Origin of the sequence: Streptomyces mutomycini, from assembly GCF_001700505.1 — a bacterium.
Lineage (GTDB): Bacteria > Actinomycetota > Actinomycetes > Streptomycetales > Streptomycetaceae > Streptomyces > Streptomyces mutomycini.
The window spans coordinates 91141-107835 of record NZ_MAPV01000023.1 but is presented as its reverse complement, the minus strand read 5'-3'; the positions used below and the strand labels follow the sequence as shown (position 1 = coordinate 107835).

General features: G+C 70.6%; 20 protein-coding genes. 15 read left to right on the top strand and 5 right to left on the bottom strand.

What is annotated here, in order from left to right:
• Positions 1-2: 2 nt before the first annotated feature.
• From leuD to BFF76_RS03400, 3 genes are all read left to right on the top strand, one after another.
• The gene (gene leuD, locus BFF76_RS03410; RefSeq protein ID WP_031100636.1) at positions 3-596 is read left to right on the top strand and encodes a 3-isopropylmalate dehydratase small subunit; all 594 of its coding nucleotides are present in this window, start codon (positions 3-5) and stop codon (positions 594-596) included.
• A gap of 104 nt (positions 597-700) precedes the next feature.
• The gene (locus BFF76_RS03405) at positions 701-928 is read left to right on the top strand and encodes an SCO5555 family protein (RefSeq protein WP_031100634.1); all 228 of its coding nucleotides are present in this window, start codon (positions 701-703) and stop codon (positions 926-928) included.
• A gap of 142 nt (positions 929-1070) precedes the next feature.
• The gene (locus tag BFF76_RS03400) at positions 1071-1724 is read left to right on the top strand and encodes an HU family DNA-binding protein (protein ID WP_031100633.1); all 654 of its coding nucleotides are present in this window, start codon (positions 1071-1073) and stop codon (positions 1722-1724) included.
• Between the two features lie 80 nt (positions 1725-1804).
• Here BFF76_RS03400 and BFF76_RS03395 read toward each other — a convergent pair whose 3' ends face one another.
• Entirely contained in the window at positions 1805-2008 is a 204-nt protein-coding gene (locus BFF76_RS03395; protein WP_031100632.1) for a hypothetical protein, read from the bottom strand.
• Between the two features lie 10 nt (positions 2009-2018).
• Positions 2019-2705 carry a 2-phospho-L-lactate guanylyltransferase gene (gene cofC, locus BFF76_RS03390; RefSeq protein WP_065847132.1) on the bottom strand — a complete coding sequence of 229 codons (687 nt, stop codon included), beginning with the start codon at positions 2703-2705 and terminating at the stop codon, positions 2019-2021.
• A gap of 147 nt (positions 2706-2852) precedes the next feature.
• Here cofC and BFF76_RS03385 point away from each other — a divergent pair, with 147 nt between their 5' ends.
• The 3 genes from BFF76_RS03385 to BFF76_RS03375 are packed head-to-tail and all read left to right on the top strand — an operon-like array spanning position 2853 to position 5819.
• Entirely contained in the window at positions 2853-3605 is a 753-nt protein-coding gene (locus BFF76_RS03385) for a lysophospholipid acyltransferase family protein (protein ID WP_031100631.1), read from the top strand.
• Positions 3602-4612, top strand: coding sequence for an NAD(P)H-dependent glycerol-3-phosphate dehydrogenase (locus tag BFF76_RS03380; RefSeq protein WP_031100630.1), 1011 nt, complete (start codon positions 3602-3604; stop codon positions 4610-4612). The genes BFF76_RS03385 and BFF76_RS03380 overlap by 4 nt, the downstream gene beginning before the upstream one ends.
• A 34-nt stretch (positions 4613-4646) precedes the next feature.
• On the top strand, positions 4647-5819 hold the full coding sequence (locus tag BFF76_RS03375; protein WP_065847122.1) for a D-alanine--D-alanine ligase family protein: 1173 nt from the start codon (positions 4647-4649) through the stop codon (positions 5817-5819).
• Positions 5820-5852: 33 nt separating this feature from the next.
• Here the strand turns inward: BFF76_RS03375 and BFF76_RS03370 are convergent, their stop codons facing one another.
• Together BFF76_RS03370 and BFF76_RS03365 are read right to left on the bottom strand one after the other, a co-directional pair.
• Complete coding sequence (locus BFF76_RS03370; RefSeq protein ID WP_031100626.1) at positions 5853-6344, bottom strand: DUF3515 domain-containing protein; 492 nt, start codon at positions 6342-6344, stop codon at positions 5853-5855.
• A gap of 20 nt (positions 6345-6364) precedes the next feature.
• Positions 6365-6598 carry an Lrp/AsnC ligand binding domain-containing protein gene (locus BFF76_RS03365; protein ID WP_031100624.1) on the bottom strand — a complete coding sequence of 78 codons (234 nt, stop codon included), beginning with the start codon at positions 6596-6598 and terminating at the stop codon, positions 6365-6367.
• A gap of 321 nt (positions 6599-6919) precedes the next feature.
• Between BFF76_RS03365 and BFF76_RS03360 the strand changes: the two genes are divergently transcribed.
• Positions 6920-7888 carry a thiamine-phosphate kinase gene (locus BFF76_RS03360; protein WP_053929011.1) on the top strand — a complete coding sequence of 323 codons (969 nt, stop codon included), beginning with the start codon at positions 6920-6922 and terminating at the stop codon, positions 7886-7888.
• A 189-nt stretch (positions 7889-8077) separates the two neighbouring features.
• On the top strand, positions 8078-8887 hold the full coding sequence (thiD, locus tag BFF76_RS03355) for a bifunctional hydroxymethylpyrimidine kinase/phosphomethylpyrimidine kinase (RefSeq protein WP_031100617.1): 810 nt from the start codon (positions 8078-8080) through the stop codon (positions 8885-8887).
• A gap of 85 nt (positions 8888-8972) precedes the next feature.
• Here thiD and rpmB read toward each other — a convergent pair whose 3' ends face one another.
• Positions 8973-9158 carry a 50S ribosomal protein L28 gene (gene rpmB / locus BFF76_RS03350; RefSeq protein ID WP_003965989.1) on the bottom strand — a complete coding sequence of 62 codons (186 nt, stop codon included), beginning with the start codon at positions 9156-9158 and terminating at the stop codon, positions 8973-8975.
• A 257-nt stretch (positions 9159-9415) separates the two neighbouring features.
• Here rpmB and BFF76_RS03345 point away from each other — a divergent pair, with 257 nt between their 5' ends.
• From BFF76_RS03345 to rpmF, 7 genes are all read left to right on the top strand, one after another.
• Positions 9416-11038 carry a DAK2 domain-containing protein gene (locus tag BFF76_RS03345; RefSeq protein ID WP_065847120.1) on the top strand — a complete coding sequence of 541 codons (1623 nt, stop codon included), beginning with the start codon at positions 9416-9418 and terminating at the stop codon, positions 11036-11038.
• Positions 11039-11086: 48 nt separating this feature from the next.
• Complete coding sequence (gene recG, locus BFF76_RS03340; RefSeq protein ID WP_031100614.1) at positions 11087-13306, top strand: ATP-dependent DNA helicase RecG; 2220 nt, start codon at positions 11087-11089, stop codon at positions 13304-13306.
• An 87-nt stretch (positions 13307-13393) separates the two neighbouring features.
• Positions 13394-13978: a 16S rRNA (guanine(966)-N(2))-methyltransferase RsmD gene (rsmD, locus tag BFF76_RS03335; RefSeq protein ID WP_031100612.1), complete on the top strand. Its 585-nt coding sequence runs from the start codon at positions 13394-13396 to the stop codon at positions 13976-13978.
• Between the two features lie 26 nt (positions 13979-14004).
• Positions 14005-14484, top strand: a complete 480-nt coding sequence (gene coaD, locus BFF76_RS03330; RefSeq protein WP_199831488.1) for a pantetheine-phosphate adenylyltransferase — start codon at positions 14005-14007, stop codon at positions 14482-14484.
• Positions 14485-14581: 97 nt separating this feature from the next.
• Complete coding sequence (locus BFF76_RS03325; RefSeq protein ID WP_053929015.1) at positions 14582-15706, top strand: cell division initiation protein; 1125 nt, start codon at positions 14582-14584, stop codon at positions 15704-15706.
• A 137-nt stretch (positions 15707-15843) separates the two neighbouring features.
• Complete coding sequence (locus BFF76_RS03320; protein ID WP_042837394.1) at positions 15844-16509, top strand: YceD family protein; 666 nt, start codon at positions 15844-15846, stop codon at positions 16507-16509.
• A gap of 2 nt (positions 16510-16511) precedes the next feature.
• Entirely contained in the window at positions 16512-16685 is a 174-nt protein-coding gene (rpmF, locus tag BFF76_RS03315; protein WP_003965982.1) for a 50S ribosomal protein L32, read from the top strand.
• Positions 16686-16695 lie beyond the last annotated feature (10 nt).

Sequence of the window (16695 nt, the reverse complement as noted above, 5' to 3'; positions counted from 1 at the left end):
CCATGGAAGCATTCACCGCACACACCGGCCGGGCCGTCCCGCTGCGCCGCAGCAATGTCGACACCGACCAGATCATCCCCGCGCACTGGCTGAAGAAGGTCACCCGCGACGGCTTCGAGGACGGGCTCTTCGAGGCCTGGCGCAAGGACGGGGACTTCGTCCTCAACCGCCCCGAGCGCAAGGGCGCCTCGGTGCTGGTCGCCGGCCCCGACTTCGGTACGGGCTCCTCGCGTGAGCACGCGGTCTGGGCCCTGCAGAACTTCGGCTTCAAGACCGTCATCTCCTCCCGTTTCGCCGACATCTTCCGTGGCAACTCGCTGAAGAACGGTCTGCTGACCGTCGTCCTGGACCAGCAGGTCGTCGACAGGCTGTGGGAGCTGACCGAGGCCGACCCGACGGCCGAGGTCACCGTCGACCTGGAGAAGCGACAGGTCCTCAGCGACGGCATCACAGCCGACTTCGAGCTCGACGAGAACGCCCGCTGGCGACTGCTGAACGGGCTCGACGACATCAGCCTCACTCTTCAGAACGAAGCGGACATTGCGACTTATGAGGCGGCGAGGCCGTCCCACAAGCCGCGTACGATTGACGCCTGAGCAGCGCTTTTCCCGAACTGCGCCCTCTGCCGGAAGGCAGGGGGCGCAGTCGCTTGTTGAGACCCCCTCGGGCGACAACTCGCCCCAGATGGCACAATCGGTGCATGGAACGCGACAGCCAACTCGAGCTCTATGGCCAAGTCGCCGACCGATTGAAGGAAGCGCACGCAAAGGTGCGTGCACTGCAAGTCCCGGAGGGCGTACGGATGGCGCTGTCCCGGAAGCTGCTGGTCGTCACGGCCGCGGCTAAGCACGATCTCCCAGGCGCGGCAAGGCGTCTGGACCGGTTGATGAAGGACCTCGATGAGGGCCGATTCCCCGAAGGTGACTGACTCTGCGGACAGCGCAGCGGTCGACTTCGTTGCGGCACTAGGGTGATTAGCCCGTTTCGTGTTTGATTTGCGGTATATATCTGCCTAACGTGCGAAAAAGCCTGAACAGTTTCGTTCCGGCAATGTCTCCGAAGGGGAAGACGTGAACAAGGCACAGCTCGTAGAAGCGATTGCCGACAAGGTCGGCGGCCGCCAGCAGGCCGCGGACGCAGTCGACGTGGTGCTCGACGCGATCGTCCGTGCGGTCGTCGCGGGAGACCGTGTCTCGGTCACCGGCTTCGGCTCGTTCGAGAAGGTCGACCGCCCCGCCCGGTACGCCCGCAACCCGCAGACGGGCGAGCGCGTACGGGTCAAGAAGACCTCAGTGCCCCGCTTCCGTGCGGGACAGGGCTTCAAGGACCTGGTCAGCGGCTCCAAGAAGCTCCCCAAGAACGACGTAGCCGTGAAGAAGGCCCCCAAGGGCAGCCTCTCGGGCGGTTCTTCCACCCGTACGACGGCGAAGGCGGCCGCGAAGAAGGCCACCGCCAAGAAGGCCACCGCGGCGAAGAAGACCACGGCGGCGGCGAAGAAGACGGCACCGGCCAAGAAGACCACCGCCAAGAAGACCACCACCGCGGCGAAGAAGACCACGGCGGCGGCGAAGAAGGCGACGCCGGCCAAGAAGACGACGGCCACGAAGAAGACCGTCGCCGCCAAGACGGCGCCCGCCAAGAAGGCCACGGCGAAGAAGGCGCCCGCGAAGAAGACCACGGCACGCAAGACCACAGCCAAGAAGGTCACCGCACGCAAGAAGTGAGACCGGGCACCGCTCGCTCTCACACGCGCCGGGCCGGGCTCCCCTCGGGGAGCCCGGCCCGCGGGCTGTTCAGGCCCCGCTCAGAGCGTCTGCAGCGTCACCAGGGTGATCCGCAGCGAGGCACCCTCGCCCTCGGTCTCGATCCGCACCCGCTGCCCCGGACGCAGCAGCCGCAGCCCGCCCGCGTCGAACGCCGCCGCGTCGAAGTCCACCGGGGTGCCGTCGTCGAGAAGCACGCTGCCGGTGCGGGTCTCGGAGTCGTACGTGAACGAGGTCGCCTGCATGAACCGCAGCCTATCGGTCGGCGGCGGGCGCGACCGGGGCCGTCAGCCCCGCTGTGAACCGCCCCACCCCGAGCGCCAGCGCCGCTTCCAGATCGCCGCCGGTGTCCACGTCCCTGCGGACCGAACCGAGGCCGGGCAGCGCGACCTCCACCGCCCCCGACGCCAGGTGCCGCGCGCGCGACGTCCCGCCGAAGGACGGCCGCAATTCCACTCCGGGCGCCGCGGAAAGAAATGTGGTGCCGATTCCCTGAGCATCACTGACGAATGCGCGTGGAAATTCCGCGGAGAATTCGAGCACCCGCGCCAGTTCATCCGGCCGCAGTGCGGGCAGGTCCGCGTTGAGCACGGCCAGTGCTGCGTCCCCGCGCCGCGCCCGCACCGACCGCGCACCGTGCTCCAGCGCCGCGTTGAGCCCGGCGGCCGGGGTGTCGGCCACCGCCCGCGCGCCGAGCGCGGCCAGCGCGGCCGCTGCCACCGCGTCGTCCGTGACGACCACCACATCCCTCACCATCCGGCAGGCCAGCGCCGCCGACACGGTGTCCTGCGCGAACGCCAGGGCCAGGCGCGGACGCAGATCCCCGCCCACCGCGGGGCCGAGCCTGCTCTTGGCCCCTGCGAGCGGTTTCAACGGGACGACCAGGGACCAGGGACCGGTCGGGTCGGTGTTCGTGGCGATCTCCCCCTCCGTACGCGTCAGCCCATATTCTCGCCTGCCCGCACGACAACCCGGAGGTCCGCCCCCAGGGGTGAGGCGTACGGTGTTCTCCACACAGCAGGGGCCCGGGGTGGGGCACGTACCGCCGCGAGCCGCGCAGCAGCTCAGTTCCTAAAGGAAGGCGTCCGAGTGTCCCGCCGCAGAATCGGCTTCTGGTACCGCCTGGCGGCGGCCATCGCGAAACCGCCCCTGGTGGTTCTGTTCAAGCGGGACTGGCGGGGAATGGAACACATTCCGGCCGACGGCGGATTCATCACCGCGGTCAATCACAACTCGTATCTGGACCCGCTGTCGTACGGGCATTTCCAGTACAACACCGGACGCGTGCCGCGGCTGCTCGCCAAAGCCGGGCTGTTCCGGACGCCCTTCGTCGGAATGATCCTGCGCGGCACCGGGCAGATCCCCGTCTACCGGGAGACGACCAACGCGCTCGACGCCTTCCGCGCCGCCGTCGACGCCATCGAGCGGGGCGAATGCGTCGCCTTCTACCCGGAAGGCACGCTCACCCGCGACCCCGACATGTGGCCGATGGCCGGCAAGACCGGTGCCGCCCGGGTCGCGTTGATGACCGAGGCCCCGGTCATCCCCGTCGCCCAGTGGGGCGCCAACCTCGCGATGCCGCCCTACGCCAGGGAGAACAAGCTCCGGCTGTTCCCCCGCAAGACGCTGCGCGTCCAGGCGGGTCCGCCGGTCGACCTCTCCCGCTACTACGGCCTCGAGCCGACGCCCGAGGTCCTGCGCGAGGCGACCGAGACCATCATGGCCGCCATCACCGGCCAGCTCGAAGAGGTACGCGGCGAGAAGGCGCCCGCCGAGCTCTACGATCACCGTAAGGCCCGCGCTGAACAGCGGCGCAAGGCAGAGGGAAAGGGATCGACGTGACGCACCCCGCAAAGGCGGCCGTCTTCGGAACCGGCTCATGGGGTACGGCCTTCGCCATGGTCCTCGCCGACGCCGGCTGCGAGGTCACCCTCTGGGGCCGGCGCGCCGAGGTGGCCGAGGCCGTCAACACGACCCGTACCAACCCCGACTACCTCCCTGGCGTCGAACTGCCGGCCTCGGTCCGGGCCACGACCGATCCCGCCGAGGCGCTGCGCGGCGCCGACTTCGCCGTTCTCGTCGTGCCTTCGCAGACCCTGCGCGCCAACCTCGCCGACTGGGCGCGGCATCTGGAGCCCGGCACGGTGCTCGTCTCCCTGATGAAGGGCGTCGAACTCGGCACCGCGAAGCGGATGAGCGAGGTCATCGAGGACGTCACCGAGGTCACCCCGGACCGGATCGCCGTCGTCACCGGCCCCAACCTCGCCAAGGAGATCGCCGAGCGCCGCCCCGCGGCGGCCGTCGTCGCCTGCTCGGACGAGGGCGTCGCCCAGCGCCTCCAGGCCGCCTGCCACACCCCGTACTTCCGCCCGTACACCAACACCGACGTGGTCGGCTGCGAGCTCGGCGGCGCGGTGAAGAACGTCATCGGCCTGGCCGTGGGCATCGCCGACGGCATGGGCCTCGGTGACAACGCCAAGGGCTCACTCATCACCCGCGGCCTCGCCGAGACGACCCGGCTGGGACTGGCCATGGGCGCCGACCCGCTCACCTTCTCCGGACTGGCGGGCCTCGGCGACCTGGTGGCGACGTGCTCCTCGCCGCTGTCGCGCAACCACACCTTCGGTACCAACCTCGGGCGCGGGATGACGCTCCAGGAGACCGTCGCCGTCACGCGGCAGACCGCCGAGGGCGTCAAGTCCTGCGAATCCGTACTCGATCTGGCGCGCAGGCACGGTGTCGACATGCCGATCACCGAAACCGTCGTCGGCATCGTCCACGAGGGCAAGCCGCCGGTGGTCGCGCTCAAGGAGCTGATGTCGCGCAGCGCCAAGCCCGAGCGACGCTGACTCGAGCCCTACCAGCAGGTACGCTCAACCCGATATGAGCAGCCAGAACCTCCCCCAGAGCACTGAGAGCCCCCTGCGGTCCGAGCAGGGCCGCAAGCCGCGCGTGGCCGTCGTGTTCGGCGGCCGGAGCTCCGAACACGGCATCTCGGTCGTCACGGCCGGCGCCATCATGAGCGCCATCGACCGGACGAAGTACGACGTCCTGCCGATCGGCATCACCAGGGACGGCCGCTGGGCCCTCACGTCCGACGATCCGGCCCGCATGGCCATCGCGGACCGGCAGGTGCCCGACGTGGACCAGCTGGCCGAGTCCGGGCAGGGCGTCGTCACGCTGTCCGTCGACCCCGGCAACCGCGACGTCGTCGTCGGTGAACCCGGTTCGGTGCCCACGGTCCTGGGCGAGGTCGACGTCGTCTTCCCCATGCTGCACGGCCCCTACGGCGAGGACGGCACGCTCCAGGGGCTCCTGGAGCTCTCAGGCGTGCCCTATGTCGGCGCCGGTGTCCTGTCCTCAGCCGTCGGGCAGGACAAGGAGTACATGAAGCGGGTGTTCACCTCCTTCGGGCTGCCGGTCGGCCCGTACGAGGTCGTCCGCCCCCGGGAGTGGGAGTCCGACCGCCCCGCCGCCCGCAAGCGCATCATGGAGTTCGCGGCCGAGAACGGCTGGCCCCTCTTCGTCAAGCCCGCCCGCGGCGGCTCCTCCATGGGCATCACCAAGGTCGACGACGCGGCCGGGCTCGACGAGGCGATCGAGGAGGCCCGTCGGCACGACCCCAAGTTCCTCGTGGAGTCCCTGCTGCGAGGCCGGGAGATCGAGTGCGGCGTGCTGGAGTTCGAGGACGGACCGCGCGCCAGTGTGCCCGCGGAGATCCCGCCCGTCACCGCGCACGACTTCTACGACTTCGAGGCCAAGTACATCGACTCGGCGGCCGGGCTGGTTCCCGCACCGCTCACCGACGAGCAGACGGCCGAGGTGCGGCGGCTCGCCGTGGCGGCCTTCGAGGCCGCCTCCTGCGAAGGCCTGGTGCGCGCCGACTTCTTCCTCACCGACGACGGAACGTTCGTCATCAACGAGATCAACACCATGCCGGGCTTCACCCCGATCTCGATGTTCCCCCGCATGTGGCAGGCGAGCGGCGTCGAGTACCCGGAGCTGGTCGACCGGCTGATCACGGCCGCGCTGAACCGCTCCACCGGTCTGCGCTGACCTCCCTGAGGGCCGCCTCGCGCGAGGCGGCCCTCAGAGGCTGTCGGGGACCGTCTTCCTCACGGGCACGGCGAACGCGGACAACGGGGTGATGTCATGGGCGTACTCGACCCCGAGCGTCACCTCGACGTACGCCTTGCGGTAGGTGGTCGTGAAGCGCGGCCCGGCGTCATCGCGCTGCTCCAGCAGCCAGTTGACGCCGTCGGCGTCGACGGCCCTGGACTGGGGATCATCCATCCTCGGGGGCCGCGGGACGCCGCAGCGCAGTACGATCGCCCCGTCCCCCCAGCCGGCGGTCAGGTCCGAATCCGGCGAGGGATCACCGCGTTCCAGACCGGCGACGGTCTCCGGCAGTTCCTCGTGCAGCTTCCCGCAGTACCCGGCGGCCTCCGACGACGACGGCGTGGGCACCGCCACCGAGGGCTGGGCACCGCCGGAGGAGCAGCCCGCCCCGGCCAGGACCAGCAGTGCGGCTGACGGGGCGAGAGCACGGTATCGGGGGGACCGGCGGCGGGAGTGAGTCACCGGACCAGCGTAGACAGGGGTCAGAGGTGGACGACCGGGCAGGTCAGCGTACGCGTGATGCCGTCCACCTGCTGGACCTTGGCGACCACCATGCGGCCGAGTGCGTCGACCGTGTCGGCCTGCGCGCGCACCACCACGTCGTAGGGGCCTGTGACGTCCTCTGCCTGGATCACTCCCGGAAGCCTGGCGATGGTCTCGGCGACGATCGACGCCTTGCCCACCTCGGTCTGGATAAGGATGTACGCCTGTACCACGGAACCTCCAGGGCGGCCACGAGGATCATGTGGGGGAAAGAGACGCCACGTTATCGCGTCGCCGCGGGCCGCGGGGAGACCTACGGGCCTGTTGACGCCCTCAGCGTGGCGTACGCACCACGCAAGTTGACGTATCCCTTGACGGTACCGACAGCAGTTCGGGCTCGCGACCGCAAGCCCACCGGTGCGGAAGGGGGGACAGTGATGCCTGCACGTCCCGGGGCCACCGGCTCCCGTGGGCCGTCCGCCCACGGTCCGGACCTCCGGCCGCTGAAGCAGCCCGGACGGGTGTCCGGTGCGATAGATGAGAGGTGAGACTCGGTGAAGGGAACCGTGGGCGAGTTGGGGGAGTTCGGGCTCATCAGAGAGCTCACGTCCCGGCTCACCACCACTCCGGCGGTGCGGCTGGGGCCCGGCGACGACGCCGCGGTCGTCGCCGCTCCCGACCGCAGGGTCGTGGCCAGTACGGACATCCTGCTGGAAGGGCGGCACTTCCGCCGCGACTGGTCGACGGCGTACGACGTCGGCCGCAAGGCCGCCGCACAGAACCTCGCCGACATCGCGGCCATGGGCGCCGTGCCCACCGCACTGCTGCTCGGCCTCGTCGTACCGGCGGACCTCCCGGTCACCTGGGCCGCCGAGCTGATGGACGGGCTGCGCGACGAATGCCAGGTGGCCGGCGCGGCGGTGGTCGGCGGTGACGTCGTCGGCGGCGACACCATCACCGTCGCGATCACCGCGCTCGGTGACCTGCGCAACCACGAACCCGTCACCCGTGGCGGCGCGCGGCCCGGCGACATCGTGGCCGTCACCGGCTGGCTCGGCTGGTCCGCGGCCGGATTCGCCGTGCTCTCCCGGGGGTTCCGCTCGCCACGTGCCTTCGTCGAGGCCCACCGGCGCCCCGAACCGCCGTACCACGCGGGCCCCGCGGCGGCCGGCCTCGGCGCCACGGCAATGACCGACGTCAGCGACGGGCTCGTGGCCGACCTCGGGCACATCGCCGAGGCCAGCAAGGTCCGTATCGACCTGCGGTCCGGGCTCATCGACATTCCCTCGCAGATGTCCGACATCGGCCAGGCCGTCGGGGTCGACCCGCTGCAGTGGGTGCTCACCGGGGGAGAGGACCACGCGATCGTGGCGACGTTCCCGTCCGACGTGAAACTCCCCGCCCGCTGGAAGGTCATCGGCGAGGTCCTCAACCCGTCCGCGCTGCCCCAGGTCACCGTCGACGGGGCGCCGTGGACGAGCAAGGGCGGCTGGGACCATTTCGGATCCATCGAGGACGCTTAGGGCGTGCTTGGGAAGTCCCGCCTGCCTGGCGGCGTCTGGCACGCACGCTCGCGGCGTTGCAGAAATGCCCTGGTAGCTCCGCTACAAGACCATTTCCGCGCCTTGCGATCGCACGCACCAGACGCCGCCAGGCCCGCCCTCCGGGCGGACGGCGCTACTTCCCAAGCACGCCCTAGTAGATTCCGGGGCATGACCGCACCTGCCCCGGTACCGCCCCGTGTCCTCACCGTCGCCGGATCCGACTCGGGCGGCGGTGCGGGCGTCCAGGCCGACCTGAAGACGATGCTGGCCCTCGGCGTTCACGGGATGAGCGTGCTGACCGCGGTGACGGCCCAGAACTCGCTGGGTGTCCAGGGCGCCTGGGAGCTGCCGGTGGACGCCGTGCGCGCCCAGTACCGCAGCGTCGTCGACGACATCGGCGTCCAGGCGGTGAAGACCGGCATGCTGTCCTCGGCGGTGCTCGTCGACACCGTCGCGGAACTCCTCGCGGAGACCGGCGTACCCGTCGTCGTCGACCCCGTAGGGGTCTCCAAGCACGGGGACGCGCTGCTGGCCGCCGAAGCCCTCGACTCCGTACGCACGAAGCTGCTGCCCGTCGCCACGGTCGCCACCCCGAACCTCGACGAGGTGACGCAGCTCACCGGGGTCACCGTCATCGATGAGGAGGGCATGCGCCGGGCCGCCGCCGAGATCCTCGGCCACGGACCGCGCTGGGTGGTGATCAAGGGCGGTCATCTGCCCGGCGACGCCGTGGACCTGCTGACGGACGGCCGCGAGGAGCACTGGCTGCGCGCACCGAGGCACGACAACCGGCACACCCACGGCACGGGCTGCACCCTGGCCTCCGCCATCGCGTGCGGACTCGCACGCGGCCAGGACGTCCCTGCCGCCGTGCGGGGCGCGAAGGAGTACGTCACCGGCGCGATCCGGGCCGGCTTCGCACTGGGAGGCGGCATCGGCCCCGTCGACCACGGCTGGCTCGCACGCGCTGCCCGTTGAAGCCCGCTGAAGCACAGCAAAAAGCCGGTCCACCGAGGTGGACCGGCTTTTTGGGCAACCGGAAGGCTGCGCTACGACGGGGACGTCAGCGCGCGACCTTGCCGGCCTTGATGCACGAGGTGCAGACGTTGAGCCGCTTCGGCGTCCGACCGACCACGGCACGCACGCGCTGGATGTTGGGATTCCAGCGACGGGACGTACGGCGGTGCGAGTGCGAAATGCTGTTGCCGAAGCTCGGCCCCTTGCCGCAAACGTCGCAGTTGGCAGCCACGGGTCACTCCAAAACTTCAGATGCACTTACAGTGAATTCCGGCGCGCCGGAATCATTTTACTGAAGTGGCGGTACCGGAGGAATGTCCCGACTCTCGTCGGGCAACCGAAGCAGCATACAACGCCTGCTTCGGAGATACGAAACTACCACGGCGCCCCGGGCACTCCGTCCCGCACCTCCGCCCGCCGGGCCCGCGCACGAGGGCTACCCTGCGGTGCAGCCAGCCCCCCCACGGCCGTCCCCAAGGAGGACCACCGGTGCCGCAGCCCCCCGACGATCTCGACGCCGTCGCGGTGCGCACCTGGTGCTCACTGGCCCTGGAGGCCCTCGGCCGGGAGCGGGCGGCCATCGACGCCATCAACGTCTACCCGGTCGCCGACGGGGACACGGGCACCAACCTGTATCTCACCGTCGAATCGGCCGCCGCGGCCGTGGAAGCGGTCTTCGCCGCCCATGAGACCGGCTCCACCACGCCCGATCCCGCCGACGCCGTGCGGGCCATGGCGCACGGCGCGCTGATCGGTGCCCGGGGCAACTCCGGCACCATCCTGGCCCAGCTGCTGCGCGGCATGGCCTCGGTGCTGTCCGAGTCCGGTGACGCGAATCACCTGCGGACCGCCCTGACGGAGGCGGCCGCCTCGGCACGGCTGGCCGTCGCCCACCCCGTCGAGGGCACGGTGCTCACCGTCGCCACCGCCGCCGCCGAGGCGGCCGGGGCCGCGGACGTCGGCGCCCGCCTCACGGACGTGGTCGAGGCGGCGTACGAAGGGGCGCGCGCCGCACTGGCCGCCACCCCCGGCCAGCTCGCCGTCCTCGGCAGGGCCGGCGTCGTGGACGCCGGCGGGCAGGGCCTGGTGACCGTGCTCGGTGCGCTGCTGGAAGCGGTCGGCGGGCGGACGCAGGAGCGTGCTGTCAGGCCCGCCCCCGACGTCCTGCCGCTCACCGGGGACTGCGCGGAAGGGGACCCGGAAGGCGGCCCGGCCTTCGAGGTCATCTATCTGCTGGAGGCCCCCGACGAGGCGGTCGCCCGGCTGCGGAACCGGCTGGACGCCCTGGGGGACTCACTCGTCGTGGTCGGCGGCGACGGCCTGTGGAACGTCCACGTCCACGTCGACGACGCGGGTGCGGCCGTCGAGGCCGGGGTCGAGGCAGGCCGCCCCTACCGGATCCGGATCACCCACTTCGCGGCCGACCGGGGCTCGGTCCACCGGGAACCCGCCCAGCGCGCGGTCGTCGTGGTCGTCCCCGGTGACGGGCTCTCCGGCCTCTGCACCGAGGCGGGGGCCACGACCGTGCTGGCCCGCCCCGGCGAGCCGCCCGCCAGCGGCGAACTGGTCGACGCCATCCGCCGGGCCCATGCCCGCGAAGTCGTCCTGCTGCCCAACGACGCACAACTGCGCCACACCGCAGCCGCAGCCGCCGAACAGGCCAGGACCGAGGGCATCCGCGTCGCCCTGGTCCCCACCCGCGCCGCGGTGCAGGGCATCGCCGCGCTCGCCGTCCACGAACCAGGCCGCAGCTTCGACGAGGACGTAGTCGCGATGACTTCGGCGGCCGGCGCCACCCGGTACGCCGAACTGGCGGTCGCCGAACGGCAGTCGTGGACGATGGCGGGCATCTGCCAGGCCGGCGACATCCTCGGCCTGATCGACGGTGACGTCGCCGTCATCGGTGAGGACGTCCCCGGCACGGCTCGCACGGTCCTGGACCGCATGCTGTCGGCGGGCGGTGAACTCGTCACCCTGATCCTGGGGGAGGACGTGCCCGACGCCCTGGCCGACGAGCTGAGCGCCTACGTCCGGGAGGGCTACCTCGCCGTCGACACGGTCGTCTACCGGGGCGGTCACCAGGCGGCGCCCCTGCTGATCGGCGTCGAGTGACACGTCGCCGCGCTGCGCCTGCGGCATCTGTCAGTGGCGTGGTGTGCAATGGACCGCGTGTCCGCTTTCGATGAACCCCTCAAGAAGCTGCTCGGCGGTGCCACCGCGAAGGTGATGGCCGAACACCTCGACCTGCACACGGTCGGTGATCTGCTCCACCACTACCCGCGGCGCTACGAGGAGCGGGGCCGTCTCACGGCGCTCACCGAACTCCCGCTGGACGAGCACGTCACGGTCGTCGCGCAGGTCGCCGACGCGCGGATCATCATGTTCAACAACGGCCGGGGCAAGCGGCTGGAGGTCACCCTCACCGACGGGAGCGGCAGGCTCCAGCTGGTCTTCTTCGGACACGGGGTCCACAAGCCCCACAAGGAGCTCCTGCCCGGCCGGCGCGCGATGTTCGCGGGCAAGGCCTCCGTGTTCAACCGGAAGATGCAGCTCGCCCATCCCACGTACCAGCTCCTCGACGCGCAGGACGAGAGCGAGGCGACCGACGCCGTCGACGCCTTCGCCGGGCAGCTGCTGCCGATCTACCCGGCCTGCAAGCAGCTCGACTCCTGGCGGATCGCCAAGGCCGTCGACACCGTCCTGCCCAGCGCGCAGGAGGCGGTGGACCCGCTGCCCCCGGCGCTGCGCGAAGGGCGTGGCTTCGTCCCCCTGCCCGAGGCGCTGCTCCGGATCCACCGTCCGCAGACCAAGGCCGACATCGCCTCCGCCCGGGACCGGCTGCGCTGGGACGAGGCCTTCGTCCTCCAGGTCGCGCTCGCCCGCCGCCGCTACGCCGACACCCAACTCCCAGCGGTCGCAAGAGGACCCGTCCCCGGCGGACTGCTCGACGCCTTCGACGCCACGCTCCCCTTCACGCTCACCGACGGCCAGCAGAAGGTCACCGAGGAGATCTTCGGCGCCCTCGCGACGGAACACCCCATGCACCGGCTGCTCCAGGGCGAGGTCGGGTCCGGCAAGACACTCGTCGCGCTGCGGGCCATGCTCCGGGTCGTCGACGCGGGCGGCCAGGCGGCGATGCTCGCCCCCACCGAGGTGCTGGCGCAGCAGCACCACCGGTCGGTCACCGAGATGATGGGCGAGCTCGCGGAAGGGGGGATGCTGGGCGGTTCCGACCTGGGCACCAAAGTGGTGCTGCTCACCGGGTCGATGGGCGTCCCGGCACGCCGCCAGGCACTGCTCGACCTGGTCACGGGCGAGGCAGGGATCGTCATCGGCACCCACGCGCTGATCGAGGACAAGGTCCAGTTCCACGACCTCGGTCTGGTCGTCGTCGACGAACAGCACCGCTTCGGCGTGGAACAGCGCGACGCGCTGCGCTCCAAGGGGAAGCAGCCGCCGCACCTGCTGGTCATGACGGCCACGCCCATCCCCCGTACGGTCGCCATGACCGTCTTCGGCGACCTGGAGACCTCCGTACTCGACCAGCTCCCCGCCGGCCGCTCGCCGATCGCCAGCCATGTCGTCCCGGCCAAGGACAAACCCCACTTCCTCAGCCGCGCCTGGGAACGCGTACGCGAGGAGGTGGAGAACGGCCACCAGGCATACGTCGTGTGCCCCCGCATCGGTGACGACGCCGACAAGGAGGGCGAGAAGAAGGGGAAGTCGGGGAACAAGCAGGCCGCCCCCGAGGACGACGCCGAGAAGCGGCCGCCGCTCGCCGTGCTGGACATCGCCGACCAGCTCGCCAAGGGCCCGCTCGCAGGTCTGCGCGTAGAGGTCCTCCACGGCAGGATGGCGCCCGACGACAAGGACGACGTCATGCGCCGGTTCGCGGCCGGGCAGGCCGACGTCCTGGTCGCCACCACCGTCATCGAGGTGGGGGTGAACGTCCCCAACGCCACCGCGATGGTGATCATGGACGCCGACCGCTTCGGGGTGTCGCAGCTGCACCAGCTCCGTGGCCGGGTCGGCCGCGGCAGCGCCCCTGGCCTCTGCCTGCTGGTGAGCGAGGCCCACGAGGCGAGTCCCGCCCGGGCCAGGCTCTCCGCGGTGGCGGCCACCCTCGACGGTTTCGAGCTCTCCCGCATCGACCTCGAGCAGCGGCGCGAGGGCGATGTCCTCGGCCAGGCGCAGTCCGGTGTCCGCTCCTCCCTGCGCGTGCTCAGCGTCATCGACGACGAGGAGGTCATCGCCGCGGCCCGCGAGGAGGCCGTCCGCGTCGTCGCCGACGACCCCGGGCTCGAGCGGCTGCCGGAGCTGCGCACCGCGCTGGACGCCCTCCTCGACAAGGACCGGGAGGAGTACCTCGACAAGGGGTGACCGGGCGGATCCGCGGCGACGCCATATCGTGGGGAGCACGGCGCACGTCCCGTCCGGTGTGCCGCCCGCGACCCGAGGAACAGACCCATGACCCGCGTGATCGCCGGCTCGGCCGGCGGACGGCGCCTGGCCGTCCCGCCCGGCACCGGCACCCGCCCCACATCCGACCGTGCGCGCGAGGGCATGTTCTCCACCTGGGAAGCGCTCCTGGGCACGCTCGACGGCATCCGTGTCGCCGATCTGTACGCGGGTTCCGGCGCGGTCGGCCTGGAGGCGCTCTCGCGGGGAGCGGTCCACGCGCTGCTCGTGGAGGCCGATGCCAAGGCCGCGCGCACCGTGCGCGACAACATCCGCACCCTCGGTCTGCCCGGCGCCGAATTCCGTGCGGGCAAAGCGGAACAGATCGTGACGGGACCGGCGCCCTCCGACCCGTACGACGTGGTTTTCCTCGACCCTCCGTACGCCGTCACCGACGACGATCTTCGGGAGATCCTGCTCACACTCCGTGCTCAGGGGTGGCTCAAGGGCGACGCTCTCGTCACGGTGGAACGGAGCACCAGAGGCGGGGAATTCAACTGGCCGGAAGGGTTCGAGCCGCAGCGGTCCCGTCGCTACGGCGAGGCCACGTTTTGGTACGGTCGCGCCGCCTCTACGTGCGAAGACGCACGATGACCGCACCGGAGAGCGAGGGGACCACGTTGCGCCGCGCCGTCTGTCCGGGGTCGTTCGACCCCATCACCAACGGACATCTCGACATCATCGGACGAGCTTCGAAGCTGTACGACGTCGTGCACGTCGCCGTGATGATCAACCAGTCCAAGAAGGGCCTGTTCACGGTCGACGAGCGGATCGCGATGATCCGCGAGGTCACCGCCGACTTCGGCAACGTCGAGGTCGAGTCCTTCCACGGCCTGCTCGTCGACTTCTGCAAGCAGCGCGACATCCCGGCGATCGTGAAGGGCCTGCGGGCCGTCAGCGACTTCGACTACGAGCTGCAGATGGCCCAGATGAACAACGGCCTCTCGGGGGTCGAGACGCTCTTCGTGCCGACGAATCCGACCTACAGCTTCCTGTCGTCCTCCCTGGTCAAGGAGGTCGCCACCTGGGGCGGTGACGTGGCGCACCTGCTTCCGCCGACGGTCCACGAAGCCCTCGTGAAGCGTCTCGGTGAGAAGTGATGCGCTGACGGACCGTCACCAGGTGTCGGACGGGAGGCGACTGGCCTTACAGTCGTCCCGTCCGTCTCCAACAGCAGCAGAGAGTGGCGAGCACACGGTGGACGTGCAGAAGAAGCTCGACGAGATCGTCGAAACGGTCGGGAACGCCCGGTCCATGCCCATGTCGGCGTCCTGCGTGGTCAACCGGGCCGAACTGCTCGCGATGCTCGAGGAGGTGCGGGAGGCCCTGCCCGGCTCGCTCGCCCACGCCGAGGAGCTCATCGGCGGCCGTGAGCAGCTCGTCGAGCAGGCCCGCCAGGAGGCCGAGCGGATCGTCGAGTCGGCACGCGCGGAGCGCGGCTCGCTGATCTCCGGCACCGAGGTGGCCCAGCGCTCCCAGGCCGAGGCGGACCGGATCCTGTCCGAAGCACGCAGGGAGGCCGACGAGGTCCGCGGCGAGGCCGACGACTACGTCGACAGCAAGCTCGCCAACTTCGAGGTCGTCCTCACCAAGACCATCGGCTCCGTGGACCGGGGCCGCGAGAAGCTCCTGGGTCGCGGCCAGGGCGTCGACGAGCAGGGCTACGAGGACCCCGACTTCGCCGAGGCGCCCGAGCGCAGCGCGGACCCGGAGACGCTCCGCCGGCGCGCCGACGACTACGTGGACACCAAGCTCGGCGCCTTCGAGGCGGTGCTGGCCAAGACCCTGGAGGCCGTCGGCCGGGGCCGGCAGAAGCTGCACGGCCGGGTCGCCACCGACGACCTCGGCGCGCACATGGCGGCCCAGGACGCCGCGGGCGGCGGGCAGCACACCAGCGACGAGGACCACTGGGCCGGCCTGGCCGAGATCGCCACCCCCGAGCCCCGGCAGGCACCCCGGCAGCACTCGTACGCCGAGCCCGCGCAGCCGGACTACGCGCAGACGGCCGGCTACGAGGACCCCGCGCAGCCCGGCTTCCCGGCCCAGGCCGAGCCGCAGTACGCGCAGACGTACGGCTACCAGGACCAGCAGCCCCAGGACGGCTCCTACGCCGCCTACCAGCAGCAGCCCGACCCGTACGCCGCCTACCAGCAGCAGGCGTACGACCCGAACCAGCAGCAGGGCCGGCAGCAGGAGTACGGCTGGCCGCAGCAGGCCCAGGCCCCTGCGCAGCAGGGCGAGAGCGCACTGGACGAAACCAGCCTGTTCGACACCAGCATGATCGACCTGGAGCAGCTGCGCCGCTACGAACAGGGCCGCTGACCGGAGCGTTCCGTACCGGATTGGGAGCTGGGCGGTGCGTCCAGTATCCTGGCTCTTCGGTCGCGTGTATGTCCGCGATCCCGGCTGCCCTCTTTCCATCAGGACAGGGGTGGCCCTCCCGAAGCCGCACCACGCACATGATTTCGAAAGCAGGAAAAGCCCTGAACGGCCACCTCGACCACCGCAGCCCTCTCGTGTTCGATACGCGCGAGCTGGGCCGGCGTCCGGGTACCCAGAAGCGGCTGACCCGCACGGCGGAAGCACCGAAGGACCTCGGCATCGACGGGGTCATCGGCGTGCCGGAGAACGCGCCCCTGGCGCTGGACCTCCGCCTCGAATCGGTCATGGAAGGGGTGCTCGTCACAGGCACCGCCCGTGCGACGGCCGAGGGGGAGTGCGTAAGGTGTCTGGAGCCGCTGACCCTCGAGGTCCAAGCGGACTTCCAGGAGATGTTCTCGTACCCTGACGCCGATGACCGGAACCGCAGCAGGACCGCGGACCCGGTCGACGACGCCGAGGACGACGAGGACAGGTTCTTTCTCGAGGACGACTCGTTCGACCTCGAGCCTGTGCTGCGTGACGCGGTGGTGCTCGCACTGCCGCTGCAGCCGGTGTGCAAGGAGACCTGTGCCGGCCTGTGTTCCGAATGCGGAATCAGGCTGGACGAGAATCCGGACCACCACCACGACGTCGCCGACATACGTTGGGCGGCACTGCAAGGACTCGCCGAGACCGTTCAGGACGGCGAGAAGGACAACATGGGCGGCGCCGAACCGGGCGTCGACGAGAAGCAGGAGAAGTAGCCGTGGCTGTTCCGAAGCGGAAGATGTCGCGCAGCAACACGCGCCACCGCCGGTCGCAGTGGAAGGCTGCGGTCCCCACCCTGGTTTCGTGCGAGCGTTGCCAGGAGCCGAAGCTCCAGCACATTGCGTGCCCGAGCTGCGGCACCTACAACAAGCGCCAGGTCCTCGAGGTCTGAGCGGCTGGTG